Source organism: Sphingobacterium sp. UBA6320 (assembly GCF_002440335.1).
Taxonomy (GTDB): Bacteria; Bacteroidota; Bacteroidia; order Sphingobacteriales; family Sphingobacteriaceae; genus Sphingobacterium.
In genome coordinates, this window is record NZ_DJTA01000022.1 from 351,361 (window position 1) to 366,757 (window position 15,397).

Annotated in this window: 13 protein-coding genes and 2 tRNA genes; 8 read left to right on the forward strand and 7 right to left on the reverse strand. The window is 39.4% G+C overall.

Annotated features, from left to right (window positions below):
* Nucleotide 1 precedes the first annotated feature (1 nt).
* Together coaE and B3P23_RS15190 are read left to right on the forward strand one after the other, a co-directional pair.
* Nucleotides 2-583, forward strand: a complete 582-nt coding sequence (coaE, locus tag B3P23_RS15185) for a dephospho-CoA kinase (RefSeq protein WP_293927672.1) — start codon at nt 2-4, stop codon at nt 581-583.
* 6 nt (nt 584-589) lie between these two features.
* The gene (locus B3P23_RS15190; RefSeq protein WP_260948974.1) at nt 590-1,537 is read left to right on the forward strand and encodes an MBL fold metallo-hydrolase; all 948 of its coding nucleotides are present in this window, start codon (nt 590-592) and stop codon (nt 1,535-1,537) included.
* A 66-nt stretch (nt 1,538-1,603) separates the two neighbouring features.
* Here the strand turns inward: B3P23_RS15190 and B3P23_RS15195 are convergent, their stop codons facing one another.
* The 5 genes from B3P23_RS15195 to B3P23_RS15215 form a co-directional block, all read right to left on the reverse strand.
* On the reverse strand, nt 1,604-2,797 hold the full coding sequence (locus B3P23_RS15195) for an MFS transporter (RefSeq protein WP_094773340.1): 1,194 nt from the start codon (nt 2,795-2,797) through the stop codon (nt 1,604-1,606).
* Between the two features lie 94 nt (nt 2,798-2,891).
* A complete protein-coding gene (metQ, locus tag B3P23_RS15200; RefSeq protein ID WP_045756076.1) occupies nt 2,892-3,698 on the reverse strand; it encodes a methionine ABC transporter substrate-binding lipoprotein MetQ in 807 nt (268 codons plus the stop codon).
* A 17-nt stretch (nt 3,699-3,715) separates the two neighbouring features.
* Nucleotides 3,716-4,369, reverse strand: a complete 654-nt coding sequence (gene metI / locus B3P23_RS15205; protein WP_094773342.1) for a methionine ABC transporter permease MetI — start codon at nt 4,367-4,369, stop codon at nt 3,716-3,718.
* Nucleotides 4,362-5,381, reverse strand: coding sequence for a methionine ABC transporter ATP-binding protein (locus tag B3P23_RS15210; RefSeq protein WP_293927680.1), 1,020 nt, complete (start codon nt 5,379-5,381; stop codon nt 4,362-4,364). The genes metI and B3P23_RS15210 overlap by 8 nt, the downstream gene beginning before the upstream one ends.
* A 161-nt stretch (nt 5,382-5,542) precedes the next feature.
* Nucleotides 5,543-6,463, reverse strand: a complete 921-nt coding sequence (locus B3P23_RS15215; protein ID WP_052627796.1) for a TIGR01777 family oxidoreductase — start codon at nt 6,461-6,463, stop codon at nt 5,543-5,545.
* Between the two features lie 139 nt (nt 6,464-6,602).
* Between B3P23_RS15215 and B3P23_RS15220 the strand changes: the two genes are divergently transcribed.
* Both B3P23_RS15220 and B3P23_RS15225 read left to right on the forward strand, forming a co-directional pair.
* On the forward strand, nt 6,603-8,513 hold the full coding sequence (locus B3P23_RS15220) for an AAA domain-containing protein (protein WP_293927684.1): 1,911 nt from the start codon (nt 6,603-6,605) through the stop codon (nt 8,511-8,513).
* 83 nt (nt 8,514-8,596) lie between these two features.
* On the forward strand, nt 8,597-9,211 hold the full coding sequence (locus B3P23_RS15225) for a hypothetical protein (RefSeq protein ID WP_045756181.1): 615 nt from the start codon (nt 8,597-8,599) through the stop codon (nt 9,209-9,211).
* A gap of 137 nt (nt 9,212-9,348) precedes the next feature.
* Here the strand turns inward: B3P23_RS15225 and clpB are convergent, their stop codons facing one another.
* Complete coding sequence (clpB, locus tag B3P23_RS15230) at nt 9,349-11,952, reverse strand: ATP-dependent chaperone ClpB (protein ID WP_094773345.1); 2,604 nt, start codon at nt 11,950-11,952, stop codon at nt 9,349-9,351.
* 277 nt (nt 11,953-12,229) lie between these two features.
* Here clpB and B3P23_RS15235 point away from each other — a divergent pair.
* A tRNA-Thr gene (locus B3P23_RS15235) sits at nt 12,230-12,302 on the forward strand.
* Nucleotides 12,303-12,326: 24 nt separating this feature from the next.
* Nucleotides 12,327-12,399 (forward strand) — tRNA-Thr (locus B3P23_RS15240).
* Between the two features lie 127 nt (nt 12,400-12,526).
* On the opposite strand, the gene B3P23_RS15245 is transcribed toward B3P23_RS15240, so the two are convergent.
* Nucleotides 12,527-13,246, reverse strand: coding sequence for a TIGR00730 family Rossman fold protein (locus B3P23_RS15245; protein WP_084405459.1), 720 nt, complete (start codon nt 13,244-13,246; stop codon nt 12,527-12,529).
* A 110-nt stretch (nt 13,247-13,356) separates the two neighbouring features.
* Between B3P23_RS15245 and recR the strand changes: the two genes are divergently transcribed.
* On the forward strand, nt 13,357-13,971 hold the full coding sequence (recR, locus tag B3P23_RS15250) for a recombination mediator RecR (RefSeq protein ID WP_045756325.1): 615 nt from the start codon (nt 13,357-13,359) through the stop codon (nt 13,969-13,971).
* 140 nt (nt 13,972-14,111) lie between these two features.
* Nucleotides 14,112-15,380: a Gfo/Idh/MocA family oxidoreductase gene (locus B3P23_RS15255; RefSeq protein WP_045756326.1), complete on the forward strand. Its 1,269-nt coding sequence runs from the start codon at nt 14,112-14,114 to the stop codon at nt 15,378-15,380.
* The last annotated feature ends 17 nt before the right edge of the window (nt 15,381-15,397 follow it).

Genomic DNA, 15,397 nt, shown 5'->3' on the forward strand with positions numbered 1-15,397 from the left:
TATGGGAATTAAAGTAGGAATAGCAGGTGGTATTGGGTCTGGAAAAACAATCGTATGTGATATTTTTAAAGTTTTAGGCGTGCCAATTTACAATGCCGATCTAGAGGCAAAGTTGATCATGAATAAGAGCGATCAGGTTCGACAAGCAATTATAGCCACATTTGGTGATCAGACGTATCAAAATGGGATATTGAATAGGGAATTTCTAGCTGCTCAAGTCTTTAATGATGCTGACCAATTGGCCAAACTAAACGCGATTGTCCATCCCGCAGTGATACAAGCTGCAGAAGATTGGGCTGATGCCCAAACAGCGCCTTATTCATTAAAAGAGGCTTCCATCCTATTTGAAAGTGGATCGTACAAAAAATTGGATTATACGATTTTGGTGACAGCTCCGGTCGAAATACGTATAGCGCGAGTTATGGCAAGAGACCAAGTCACAAGAGAACAGGTGCTGGCACGAATGAACAATCAGCTACCTGATGAAGAAAAGGCCAAATTAGCCGATTTTGTGATTATTAACGATGGAATACAAGCATTAATTCCACAAGTGATGGCATTACACCATCGATTTCAGAAATAGTTTTTTATGTTAAATATATTATCAGACTTTTTGGTTCGAAAACCAGAAGGTTATTATTGTCAATATGGAGATTTTTATATTGATGCCCTACTGCCCGTTTCTATAGATGTTGTGTCTCATGGACATGGTGATCATGCAAGACCTGGACATACAACGATTTACAGTACAGCAGTTACTGCCGCTATAATGCGATACCGTTATTCCCAACAACCGCAGTCCAGCTATAGAACAATAGATTTTCAGCATGCATTTCAGATTGGTCCAGTGCAACTGACTTTTATTCCCGCAGGACATATACTCGGATCTGCCCAGATCTTGATGGAATATAAAGGAGTTCGGTATCTATATACAGGTGATTATAAATTGCAGGAGGACGAGACCTGCGAGCGCATTGAAATTGTTCAGGCAGATGTTTTGATTACAGAATGTACATTTGCAGATCCGGAAGTCATTCATCCAGATCCGATTGATGAAATCAAAAAATTGAATGATCAACCTTTTAATATCTTACTGGGAACTTACTCACTAGGGAAAGCCCAGCGTTTAACTGATTTGATCAATAAGCATTGCCCAGACCGAAGAGTATTGGTGCACCATGGTATACTGCCGCTTCACCGTATCTATGATGATATGGGCCTTAAAAAGCTTACCTATGAGCAGTACAATAGAAGAGAGATGAAGGTGGGAGAACCCAATAAGGTCTATATGGTTCCGCCCATGACATTCAATAGTTACATTCGTGCTACTAAAGTCGTTCGAGCTTTTGCTTCAGGATGGAAGAGACTTCAGCAGCATAATGATCTTTCCCTCTACATTTCTGATCACGTGGACTGGAATGATATCCTATTTTTCATCAAAGAGGTCAAACCTCAGGAAGTATGGACACTGCATGGAGACGGTCGGATATTAAAACAGTATTTTGAGGGGCAGCTAGCTGTTCGTGATATCTTTTGATCTTTGTAAATCAATTTATTATCGCCATCTATTTAATTATTAAATTTAAATAGATGGCTGTTTTTTTTATTGAGATTTTACCTTTGATCTGATCAATAAAAGACAGACAATAACCCCTAATACTACTAAAAATAGACTGAATGGAAATATAAAGTCCATGCCAAATTGCTTGGCCACTAAGCCGATAAGCGGACCTGATACACCCAGCGAAATATCAATAAATAGTCCATAGGCCCCTAAAGCCGCACCTTTATTTGCGCTGGATGCTCTTTTGACAGCCTCAACTCCCAATGCCGGAAATACCATTGAAAATCCTAATCCAGTAATAGAAGCACCAATGATCGTCAATAGCGGTGAGGGAGCAAAGGCGATCAGCAACAGTCCAGCACTTTCAATCAGCATCGAATATAAAGCTATTTTGACGCCTCCAATTTTATTGATACTTCCCGTCAGCACAAAACGGCCTAAGACAAACATCGTACTAAAACACGTAATGCAAATGGCGGCATTTTCCCATCCCTTATAATTGTAGTACAACGTGATGAATGTTGAGATTGTTCCAAAACCTATACCTGCCAGTGCAAGACCTATTCCAAAGGGAGATACGACTTTAAAAACAGAGAAAAATGAATTTCTTACTTCATTGGATAGCGAATACAGTGCTTTTTTATTGATGGTCGAAATAAGACCTATAAAGCCCACCACGATGGTAAATGCTGCGATTGACCAATTGCCTAGGTGCTGAGATAAAATGACGCCTAAGGGAGCGCCTATAGCCATAGAGCTGTAATTGGATATCCCATTGTAAGAAATTGCGGTACCGGTGTGTTGGTCGCCTACGCGCAAAATAGCCCAGTTGACCGGACTTGCACCAACCATACCTTCTCCACAGCCTGTTAATAATCTGGAAATAGCCAGTAAGCTAATGGAAAGTAATGGGGTAGCGCTGGTCGAAAATGCAGCCCATAACAGGATCCCTGTGACCATAAAACAGATCATACTCGCGATAATAGCAGGCTTAGGACCTTTTTTATCGACGATCGTCCCCGCGTAGGCACGCATAAAAAAGGTCATGATATATTGAGAACCAATGACTGCACCTGCAATAATGGTATTGAATCCTAATGTTTCATGGATGAAAATAGGAAGTACAGCTAGCGAAAGACCAATTGTGAAATATCCGTAAAAAGTTAAAATCACATAGCTAGCAATCTGAAAACGGTAATCAAGAGCCGTCTTTTGCAAAGATTTGGATAACATGCTGCAAAGGAAGCAAACCTAACGGGGATAAAAAAATAAAAGGCGATATTCTCGTTCAGAATATCGCCTTTATTACAAAGTAATTATAATAAGATTACCAGCCCTTTATAGCACCACCTTTAAAGACTCTTTTGGCAGTTGCTTCTACTTCAGGCGACTGGTACGCCTCAATAAATTGTTTGATGCGTTCATCATTTCGATTGTCCTCTCTGGATACGATTAAATTGACATACGGCGACTCGCTATCTTCTGCAAATAAACCCTCTTTTTCAGGATTTAACCCCGCTTGAGCAGCGAAAGTATTGTTAATGATCGCAATGACCACTTCCTTATCGTCCAAAACTCGTGGTAATTGAGGAGCTTCAAGCTCCATAATATTTAATTTCTTGGGATTATCGATGATATCTGTCTTTTTGGGCAATAGACCAACGTTGTCTTTTAGTTTGATCAATCCTTCTTTTTGAAGCAATAGCAGTGATCTTCCTCCATTTGTGGGATCATTGGGAATCACAATAGTAGCACCTGGTTGCAATTCACTGATCGATTTTATTTTTTTAGAATAAGCAACTATCGGAAATACAAAAGTATTGGCAACGGCTGCTAATTTATAACCCCGTTGTCGAGATTGTTCTTGAAGATAAGGTAAATGTTGGAACGAGTTGATATCAATGTCACCTTGGTTTAAAGCTTCATTGGGGACTACATAATCGTTGAAAGAGACCAATTCAACATCAAGGTTGAATTTCTCCTTAGCAACTTTTTTTGCTGTTTCAGCAATTTCTTGTTCAGGACCGGCGACAATTCCTACTTTAAGGACTTTCGAATCTGTTTTTTTTCCGTTACAAGCAATCAGGCCAACTAAGGTCAGTGCTACCACGCAAAGTTTAGAGTGTAATCTCATAGTTTTTAAAATAGATGTTAACGATGATTAGCTTTTTTAGACATGTAATCTCCAGTAAACTGAAGAATAAATACAATTAAAATTAGTAAAATTAATACAGCATTCATAATAAAAGTATCATAACCAATATAACCATACTGATATCCAATCTGCCCCAGTCCTCCGGCACCGACAGCACCTCCCATAGCTGAATAACCAACTAAGGTAATCAATGTAATGGTCACATTATTAATGAGTGATGGGAGTGATTCGGGTAATAATACCTTGAAAATAATCTGTGTTGTAGTCGCTCCCATAGCACGTGCAGCTTCAATCAGTCCATGAGGGATTTCCAGTAAACTATTTTCAACTAATCGCGCAATAAAGGGTGCCGCAGCCAAACTTAAGGGTACCAAGGCTGCTGTCACTCCAATGGAAGTACCTACGATTTGCCTAGTGAACGGAATCATCCAAACAATAAGAATAATAAAAGGGATCGAACGAAATACATTCACCAGTACAGCAAGTAACTGGTGTATCAATTTGTTCTCATGCAATTGGTTTTTGCGGGTTAAAAACAGGAAAATACCTGTAGGAAGTCCAAGGGCAAAACCAAAAAATCCCGACAGGAAAGTCATGACAATAGTTTCTATGGTACCATTGATCAATAAATCGATAACTGTATCAGACATATCCTATAATTTCTGTTTGTGAATAATTTGATTTTAAATAGCTCAGGCCATCGACGATGCGTTCGGCATCACCAATAAGTTCCAAATTAAGGATCCCAAATTTAATTGACCCTACATAATCAATCTGCGCACTGATAATGGCAACATCAATGTGATAGTGTTCATGCAAATGTTTGATAACCGATATTTGATTATGATGTTCTGCTAGATAGATCTGTACAATAGGATTGCCGCTTTCTTTTAGGCGCTCTTGGTAGATCGCAGGAAGTTCGGCATGCAGAGAAGATTGAATAAAATGTTTGGTAAGAGCTTCCTTTGGAGACGTGAAAATCTGTTCTACAGTACCGGTCTCTATTAATTTGCCACCATCTATCACGGCTACTTGATCACAGATGATTTTGATTACCTCCATCTCATGCGTAATAAGCAAAATCGTCAAGTTTAGCTTTTTATTGATTGACTTGAGCAATTGCAAAATAGATTTGGTTGTCGCAGGATCCAGTGCACTGGTCGCTTCATCACATAATAGAATTTCGGGATCACTAGCTAGTGCTCGAGCGATAGCCACACGCTGTTTCTGTCCTCCGGACAAATTAGCGGGATAATCATGGACCTTATCCTCGAGTCCTACTAACGCAAGAAGTTCCATTACTTTGAGCTGAATATGTTTTTTTGAAATACCGGTCAACTCCAATGGGAACGCAATATTTTGAAAAACCGTACGAGAAGATAGTAAATTGAAGTGCTGAAAGATCATTCCGATTTTTCGGCGTTGCTGAACCAAATCCTGGCGAGACAACTGCATGATGTCAACGCCGTGGATCAACACTTGACCTTCATCTGGTTTTTCCAATAAATTGACACAGCGAATCAACGTGCTTTTTCCTGCACCCGAGCTCCCTATAACACCAAATATTTGCCCTTTCGGAATCGCTAGCGTGACTTGATCTAATGCTTTCGTAAACTTATTTTTTACTGCAAATGTCTTGGAAATGTTAATTAATTCTATCATTTATGTATAGTAAAAACTAATCTTACAAAAAAAACCTTTCAAACATGTCCTGAAAGGCTTATGGATATGAAGCAATTTGATCTCATGATAAAAACATGAATTGCTATATTTTAGGGCAAATGTATCAAAAGTAGCCCTAACTCACAATACTAATCTTTAAATTACAGGTTTTTGATACATGCTTCGTTCAAAGTGGGATATTTAAATGTAAAACCAGCATCCCGTATTTTTTGGTTACTGGCGCTTGTGCTTGTCAGTAAAACTTCCTCACCCATCTGGCCCAAAGCCAACTTTAGTGCAAATGTAGGAACATAAATAGGGAGATAAAAGCTACCTATCTTTTGCTTGGCCATACGATCGATAATGGTCTTCTGAGGAAGTACTTCCGAAGAGACTGCATTAAAGATGCCTGATAGGTTGCTATCACGAATGGCTGCCAAATAAAGATGGCAAACATCATCAATATGGATCCAGCTCATTTTTTGTTTACCTGATCCTAAGTAAGTAGCCGTTTTATACTTAAAGGATTTGATTAGTTCTTTTAACGCTCCTCCATCCTTACTGAAAACTACCCCTAATCTCAAGATGACGATTCTTTTGTGGAGAAGCTCAATAGGTTTAATGCTATCTTCCCATAGTTTACAGGTCCAACTCAAGAAATCCGTTCCCTGCTCTTCATACTCTTTAAAAATGTGGTTAGGACTTTTGTCCGCTCCATACCAGCCAACAGCAGAAGTAGAAATGACGGCTTTTACCTTATTTGGGATTTGCTGTAAGGCTTCAACGATCAAATTACCGCTATTGACCCGACTCGAAATGAGTTCTTGCCGGCGCTTTTTAGTCCAACGTTGATCAGCAATCCCGGCTCCGGCGAGATTGATTATATAATCAGCCCGTTGAATAGCGTGATTATTGATTCTTTTTTGATCCGGATCCCAATCCAGGTATTCGATATGGGTACTGTCTTGATGTGACTTGGCACTTCGCGTGAATATGATGACATGAAAGCCTTCGCTAATCAGTAATGTTGCGAGATCTCTTCCTATTGTTCCTGTACCACCAGCTAGAATGACTGTTTCCATATTTGATAAGATCTATTAAGCTTAAAAATAACAAGATAGTTTATTAACGCCAATTTAATTTTTATTTATCATATTCCAGCCTTAATCAAATTAAAAATTGGTTATTTTGCTGCATATCGTGGAAGAGAATTATTATAATATGAATTATTTCGATGAGCTGACAACGCTCCTTAATATTGAACAAAACTTTGATCGTGAGCAATATGAGTTGCTTTTGTTAAAGTCAAGCTTGAATGAACGTAAGCTGAAAGGAGTAACTTGGTTTCCCATTCAAATAAAAAGTGACGAAATAGGTAGAGGTGATTATTTGACCATTACGCTGACCAAAACAAATCAGATGGAGGAGGAGCATCGTTTCCGATTTGGCATGCCTGTAGCACTATTTTCCAATCATGATCCACAAGTAGACCGACAAGAAGGTTTGATTTCTTATGTAAGCCGTGACACCATGAAGATTGCATTTCGGGTAGACGAACTGCCCGATTGGAGTCGGCGCGGAAAGTTGGGTGTGGATCTGCTATTTGATGAGAACTCGTATAAGGAGATGCACGACACGCTCCGGAAAGCAAAAGATTTGCGCTCGGATTTACATAAAGGAAGACTCATTCGCGAAATAATCGGAGAAGAACAAGTAAAGGACTATGAAAAAGAAACGTATTATGATGATGCAGCTTTAAATCAAAGCCAAAATGAAGCTATTGCACTAGTGTTGAGTTCAAGTCCGATTTCAATTATTCATGGTCCCCCAGGTACAGGGAAAACGACAACGCTCATCAAAGCCGTAGCCGCCTTGCTCAAAAAAGAAAAAAAGCAGATCTTGATTGTTGCTCCGAGTAACACAGCGGTAGATGTGCTGACCGAACGATTGGATGCTGTGGGCGTGCTGGTGACAAGGATTGGAAATCCAGTGAAGATTTCAGAGCACCTGCAAGAATTGTCATTGGATGCACAAGTGGATCAGCATCCTGCCAATAAGGAGGTCAAGATATTAAAGAAAAAAGCTCGAGCCTATACGGATATGGCTCAAAAATATAAACGAAGTTTTGGACGTTCAGAGCGTGAGCAACGCAAGGCTCTTTTTGATGAAGCTCGAAAAATAACGAAAGAAATTGGCGATATCCAAGATTTTATCGTTGGAGATATTTTGGATAAAGCGCAAGTGGTGACGGCCACTTTGGTAGGGGCAAATCAATACGCTATTAGAAACAGAACCTATGGGGTCGTCGTTATTGACGAAGCGGCACAAGGGTTGGAACCCGCATGTTGGATTCCTATTTTAAAGGCAGATAAGATAGTGCTGGCGGGAGATCATCGTCAACTGCCCCCAACCGTAAAGTCAACTGCGCATATGAAAACAGGACTTTATGATACATTATTTGAAAAGTTGGTCAGTCGGTATCCTAGCCATGTTGCCCTACTCAATGTTCAGTATCGGATGAATGAAAAAATAATGAAATTTCCGTCCTTAGCCTTGTATGACGACCACTTATTGGCAGCAGAGCAGGTGCAGCACTGGACTTTAAAAGGAGATCAAGAACCTGTGCTATTTATTGATACGGCAGGTGCTGGATTTGAAGAAGGACAAGAAGGAACAGCTACTTTTAATCAAGGGGAAGCCCAGTTTTTAAAAACTCATTTGAGCGAATTGCTGACAAAGCTTTCTGCGACTTATGCTGAAGATGATTTTCCAAGTATTGGGGTTATTACTCCTTATCGGAAACAGGCAACTCTATTGCATGAGGTGTTATCACATGATGAATGGATGGCTACCTATCGTAAAAACATACAGATCAATACCATCGACAGTTTCCAAGGACAGGAGAAAGATATTATATATATAAGTTTAACCCGAAGCAATGATCAACAAACCATTGGCTTTTTGTCGGACGTCCGCAGAATGAATGTGGCCATGACTAGAGCTAGAAAGAAACTCATCGTCATTGGTGATAGTGCTACAGTAGGCAAACACGAATTTTATGATGCCTTTATCAAATATGTTGAGTCTGTCGAAAGCTATCATAGTGTTTGGGAATGGGATCTGAATCATTAGATTCCCAAAAAATGAATAAAAAAATATTGATCAGATTTCATATTTAACTGTTATTTTAGTACACAACCCATATCAAATTAATTATGTATCAGCATTATCAAAATAGCGAACTTGTTTTTAAAACACGATGGATTACCAACGAAGGGTTTTATTTTTCTGAGAAAGAATTGCCAGATACATCATTAGAACAGTTTCTGAGTAAATCTGGAGACCCAGAAGAACATATAATTTTCATACCCTATAGTCAGATTAAGCAAGTAGCACCCCTTTATGAAAATCAACCTCCCTTGCTCGATATGGATGTCGTTGACCCGAGTAATTATCAAGCACTAGTGGCAGATTTTGAAAATAGAGCCCAATTGCAGGAAGCTATCCAAGAAATCGAAAAGCATTCAGGACTTAAAGAAGATGTTGAAATTATAAAGAATAAAAGCTGGATGCGCAATTTGTTGTATACGATTGCAGCAGCTTTTTTCGGCTTTTCATTGGTGATGATGGCCAGAGAAATGGAAGCAGGAGAATCATTAGACTTAAGCGGTAGCAGATCGGGATTTAAAAATATTTTGGCTTCTATAGCAGGTCAGTTGGGGGTCGTTGGATCCTCTGTATTGGCAATTGCGTTAGTTGCAGGATTTGGTTATCTTACTTATACAATCTATAAAAGCTCAAATACAACAAGGGTGGTATGGAAGAAATAGGGATCTGAGATATGCCATCTCCATCATAAGTATTTTGTAGGCAGACGTTATCATACGATCAGATTGTTCAGGATAATACCATAAAAAATGCGGTTGACACAGTCAACCGCATTTTTTATGGCGAGGCATGTTTTATGTTATTCGATCTCTTTTTTATTTAAGAATACAAACTGACCGTCGAAGACATCGAGCTGGATAACAGCATCTTTATTTACCTTTCCTGAAAGGATCTCTTTTGAAAGTTCATTCAAAATTCGTTTTTGAATCACGCGTTTCAAAGGTCTAGCACCATAGGTAGGGTCATATCCCAGTTGTGCCAACCAATCCAGTGCATCATCAGAAGCAGTGATGAAAATATCCTGTTCAGCTAACTGTTTTTGAATGTTACCAAATTGCATCCTGACAATGCTACCAATTTCTGTTCTGCTCAATGGTGTGAACATAATGATTTCATCAATCCGGTTCAAGAACTCTGGACGAATCGATTTCTGTAACAGCTCAAACACTTCACCTCTTGTTTTAGCGATGACCTCATCTCTATTGATATCATTCAAATGCGAGAAGTTCTCTTGGATAATATGCGAACCTGTATTTGAAGTCATGATGATAATCGTGTTTTTGAAATTGACTGTTCGACCTTTATTGTCCGTCAAATGTCCATCATCCAATACTTGAAGCAATATATTGAACACATCAGGATGTGCTTTTTCAATTTCATCCAATAGGACCACAGAGTAGGGACGGCGTCGTACAGCCTCAGTCAATTGACCACCTTCTTCATAGCCCACGTATCCTGGAGGCGCTCCGATCAGTCGAGATACAGCATGACGTTCTTGGTACTCAGACATATCAATTCTGACCAACGCATGTTCGTCGTCAAATAAAAATTCAGCTAATGCTTTCGCTAATTCTGTTTTACCAACACCAGTTGTACCCAAGAAGATGAAAGAACCAATTGGACGTTTCGCATCACTAAGGCCAGCTCTTGATCGACGAATCGCATCTGATATCGCTTCAATAGCTTCTTCCTGACCAGCCACTCTTTTATGTAATTCGGCTTCGAGTGAAAGTAGTTTTTCACGTTCTGACTGAATCATTTTATTGACAGGGATACCTGTCCATTTGGATACGACATCGGCAATGTCTTCAGCGGTCACTTCCTCTTTCAACATGCGCTTGCTATCTTGCTTTTCAGCCAGTTCAGCCTTTAGTTTTTCAACCTGATCTTGTGCCTCTTTAATACGGCCATAGCGTATCTCTGCTACCTTACCATAATCTCCAGCACGTTCAGCTTGATCAGCCTCTTGTTTGTAATGCTCAATATTTTCAATTTCTTGGTTGACCTGGTCTACCAATGTTTTTTCAGACTGCCAAGAAGCACGTAACGAATCCCGTTCAGCAGATAAATTTGCAATAGTTTCAGATAGCTCACTTACTTTCTTGTCATCATGTTCACGCTTGATGGCTTCGCGCTCGATCTCCAACTGCATAATGCGGCGATTTAACTCGTCCACGGCCTCAGGCACAGAGTCCATTTCAAGACGTAATTTTGATGCGGCCTCGTCCATCAAATCAATGGCTTTATCCGGTAAGAAACGATCTGAAATATAGCGTGTCGATAATTCGACCGCTGCGATGATCGCCTCATCAAGAATACGGACTTTATGGTGAGTTTCGTATCTTTCTTTTAATCCCCTTAAGATTGAAATTGCATCTTGGGTAGTTGGTTCATCAACCATTACTTTTTGAAAACGACGCTCCAATGCCTTATCCTTTTCAAAATACTTTTGATACTCGTTTAAAGTTGTGGCACCTATAGCGCGAAGTTCACCGCGCGCTAGGGCAGGCTTTAAGATATTGGCAGCATCCATTGCGCCTTCACCGCCACCAGCACCCACTAAGGTATGGATCTCATCAATGAACAGGATGATCTCTCCATTGCTATCGGCTACCTCTTTGACAACAGCTTTTAATCTTTCTTCAAATTCACCTTTGTACTTAGCGCCAGCTATCAGCGCACCCATGTCCAACGAGAATACAATCTTTGACTTTAAATTTTCGGGTACATCACCATTGATGATGCGGTGTGCAATACCTTCAGCAATTGCCGTTTTTCCAACACCAGGCTCACCCACTAAAATTGGATTGTTCTTAGTTCTTCGGGACAGAATTTGCATCACGCGACGGATCTCTTCATCACGACCGATAACTGGGTCCAATTTTCCCGATTCAACAAACTCATTTAAGTTACGCGCATATTTTCCCAAAGCATTATAGGTCGCTTCAGCATTTTGATCCGTTACCCTGCTATTGCCGCGCAGCTCCTTAATGGCCAATTTGAGATCTTTTTCATTGACACCTTGATCTTTTAACAAGGAAGAAGTCTTATCTCCAGCATTTAATATACCCAAAAGAAGATGCTCAACAGAGACAAATTCGTCATTAAACTCCTTCAAGTAGCTTTGCGCTTTCTGTAAGGCTGTATTAGAAGCGTTGCTCAAATAAACATTTGTACCACTTACTTTTGGAAATGCTTGGATCTGTTTATCCAACTCGCCACCTAAGTAGGAGATGTTGACATTTAATTTTTTTAACAGGTGACTGATCACATGTTCATCAACTGTTAGTAATGCTTTTAATATATGTGCGGTCTCAATAGCTTGCTGTTGATTGCCACTGGCAATCTCAGAAGCCTTTTGAATCGCCTCTTGTGCTTTAATCGTGTAGTTATTGAAGTTCATAATTTTTTCCTTTTGATTCTACACAAGGGTAACAATCAAAATGCCATATCTGTTTTTATTCTTTTTTCGGAAAAAATGTCTTCTATTTTTATTGTTAAATGACAAAATTTCAGTTTTAGCTGTTTTTCTGTGTTCTGATCCGATATGGAGAGAAAATAAAGCGCTTGATTTTCAGAAAATTATTAAAATTATTAAAAAAAAATGCAATAAAGCTTGATTTTGTTGTCAAAGGTTTCGATATTTGCACCATCATAATTCGAAAGGGTTATTTAAAAAAGCCTCTTTAGCTCAGCTGGTAGAGCAACTGACTTGTAATCAGTAGGTCATTGGTTCGATTCCGATAAGAGGCTCTTTTTTAAACTTTCAGACATGATGCCTCCTTAGCTCAGCTGGTAGAGCAACTGACTTGTAATCAGTAGGTCATTGGTTCGATTCCGATAGGAGGCTCAAAAAGGTCAATCTCACAAAGATTGGCCTTTTTTTATTTATAGCAATTTCCTGATGTTTCGCCTTATAAAAAAAAAAAGTCCACCATACGATCGTATGGTAGACTTGATGCTTACAGGTTGTACTACTAAAAGTTTGGTTTTAATAAATACTTATCATAGAACCTGAAAATATGATCAGCAGCTTCTTCAGCTGTATCTACAATTCGATATAGTTTTAGATCCTCTTCACTAATGTAGCGATCGCCGAGCATCGTATTTTGAATCCAATTAAAAAGACCACTCCAGTATTCGGTACCTACCAATACGATCGGGAAGCGGGCGATCTTACCCGTTTGGATTAAAGTTATGGCTTCAAATAATTCATCCATTGTTCCAAATCCTCCCGGCATGACGATATAGCCCTGCGAATATTTCATAAACATCACCTTTCGAACAAAGAAATAGTTAAATTCGAGTAGCTTATCACGATCAATATATCTATTGTGAAATTGTTCAAAAGGCAATTCAATGTTTAATCCTACAGATTTACCCCCTGATTCGTACGCACCCTTATTGGCTGCCTCCATGATTCCGGGGCCACCTCCAGAAATGATCCCATAGCCTCGAGCGGTCAATAGGCTTGCTACATCAACAGCCATTTGATAGTATTTATGGTCTTGGGGAGTTCGCGCAGATCCAAATATGGATACACAAGGTCCAATCTTTGCCAATTTCTCAAAACCATCCACAAATTCGGACATGATCTTAAATATTTGCCACGAATCTTTTACTTTTATCTCTTGCCACGTTTTGTTTTCAAAGGCACTCCTTATTTTGTCGATTTTATCGTCTTTAGTGATATCCATGCTCTAATGTTAGTGTAAAATTATTATTCCCATTTTTTGAAGGGAATACAAGATAAGGAATATTTTTAATTTGAGCAGTTTCTTTAGCTAATATATTATTAAATTTGCGCATGAATTTTTCTTCTAAATTATTAGAAAACGCTGTTTCAGAGTTTGGACGTCTACCTGGAGTAGGTCAAAAAACTGCGTTACGACTTGTTTTGCATTTGTTAAAACAATCTGACGCGGAAGTTTTACGATTTACATCGGCGATAAATCAATTGAAAGAAGAAATTCAATATTGCCGCATTTGTTTCAATATTTCAGATTTTCAAGAATGCGAAATCTGCACCTCTTCAAAACGTGATCATTCCATCATCTGTGTGGTAGAAGATACACGCGATGTAATGGCTATTGAAAATACAAACTCTTATCAAGGAAGTTACCATGTATTGGGAGGGCTTATTTCTCCAATGGATGGGGTAGGACCGTCTGACTTGAAGATCGAAGGATTGGTGGAGCGCATGCGGAAGCGCGACATCAAAGAAGTAATATTGGCATTGAGTGCTACCATGGAAGGCGATACCACTATATTTTATCTGTATCGCAAATTAAAAGAATTCAATGTTCAGGTCACCACCATCGCCCGCGGTATTGCTTTTGGAGGTGAACTCGAATATGTCGATGAATTGACCCTTGGAAGATCAATTGCAACAAGAACATTATACGAGCGTCCTACGCTGTAGCTACGCAGATTTCATATAATAATAATTGTAAGAGCTTTGTTACCCGACAAGGCTTTTTTTTAGTTTGCTTTTTAGTAAAAAGTTGTATTTTAACGGATTATTAAATCTAACACAACCAAACTATCATTTATTAAATAAGTATGAAAGAAAAAAATAGCTCCAGAAGAGATTTCTTGAAGAAATCCGTCACAGGAGCAGCGGCATTTACTATTGTCCCTCGATTCGTATTAGGAGGACAGGGATACTTGGCACCAAGTGACCATTTAACAAAAGGCATTATTGGTGTAGGTTCAATGGGTCGTGGTCATTTTGGATACGCGGGGACCAAGACAGTGGCGATATGTGATGTGGACACCAGACATTTGGCTATTGCTCAACAAGCTTTAGGCGGAGGAGTCAAAGAGCATCATGATTTTCGTGATCTCATCAAAAACCCCGAAGTCGATATTGTACATATCGCAACCCCACCACATTGGCATGGTCTGATGTCTTTAGAAGCAGCTCGTGCTGGAAAGGACATCTGGTGTGAAAAGCCAATGACACGTACGATAGGTGAGGGTAAAAAAGTTAAAGAAGCCATCGCACAGCATGGCAATATGTTTAGACTAAATACATGGTTTCGTTTTAGCGATAATTTTTATGGAATGAATGTTCCGGTAAAAAAGATCAAAAAATTAGTAGATACCGGGATGTTAGGCTGGCCATTAAAAGTCACGATCAGTAAGCATACAGGTTTCGATTGGAAATTTTATTGGGTGGGAAAAGAAAATCTTCCTGTTGAACCTGTACCTGCCGAGTTGGACTATGAATTGTGGTTGGGTCCGGCACCGTTCAAACCTTATAGCACACACCGCGTGCATACGACTTTTAGAGGTTATTGGGATTATGATGGCGGAGGATTAGGAGACATGGGACAACATTATTTAGATCCTGTGCAATATTTCTTAGGAAAAGATGGCGAGAGCCCCGTTTCTGTAGAAGTAGATGCACCTCAGCAGCACAGTGATGCTGTTGGTACTTGGAGAAGAATCACCTATACCTATGCTGATGGTTGCCAAATTATTTTAGATGGTGAAGGGAAAGATGAAGGCATGGCTTATATAGAAGGACCAAAAGGTAAACTATACAAAGGCTTTGTCTCGGATATCCCAGATATGGAAAGAAAATTATCACAATTTCCAGAGCCAGCTCCGCAAATTACAGATTTCTTAGAATCGGTACGTACACGCGAGAAATTTGCATTGAATGAAGAAAACGGATATCGCTCCTGTACGTTGGTAAACATGGGCTTAATTGCATTACGTTTAAATCGTTCATTGAAATTTGACTCTACCAAAGACGAGTTTATCAATGACGATGCAGCAAACCGTTTAGTTTATCAACCCATGCGTGGTCCTTGGTCAATGTAATTTTCTAATCTATCTAA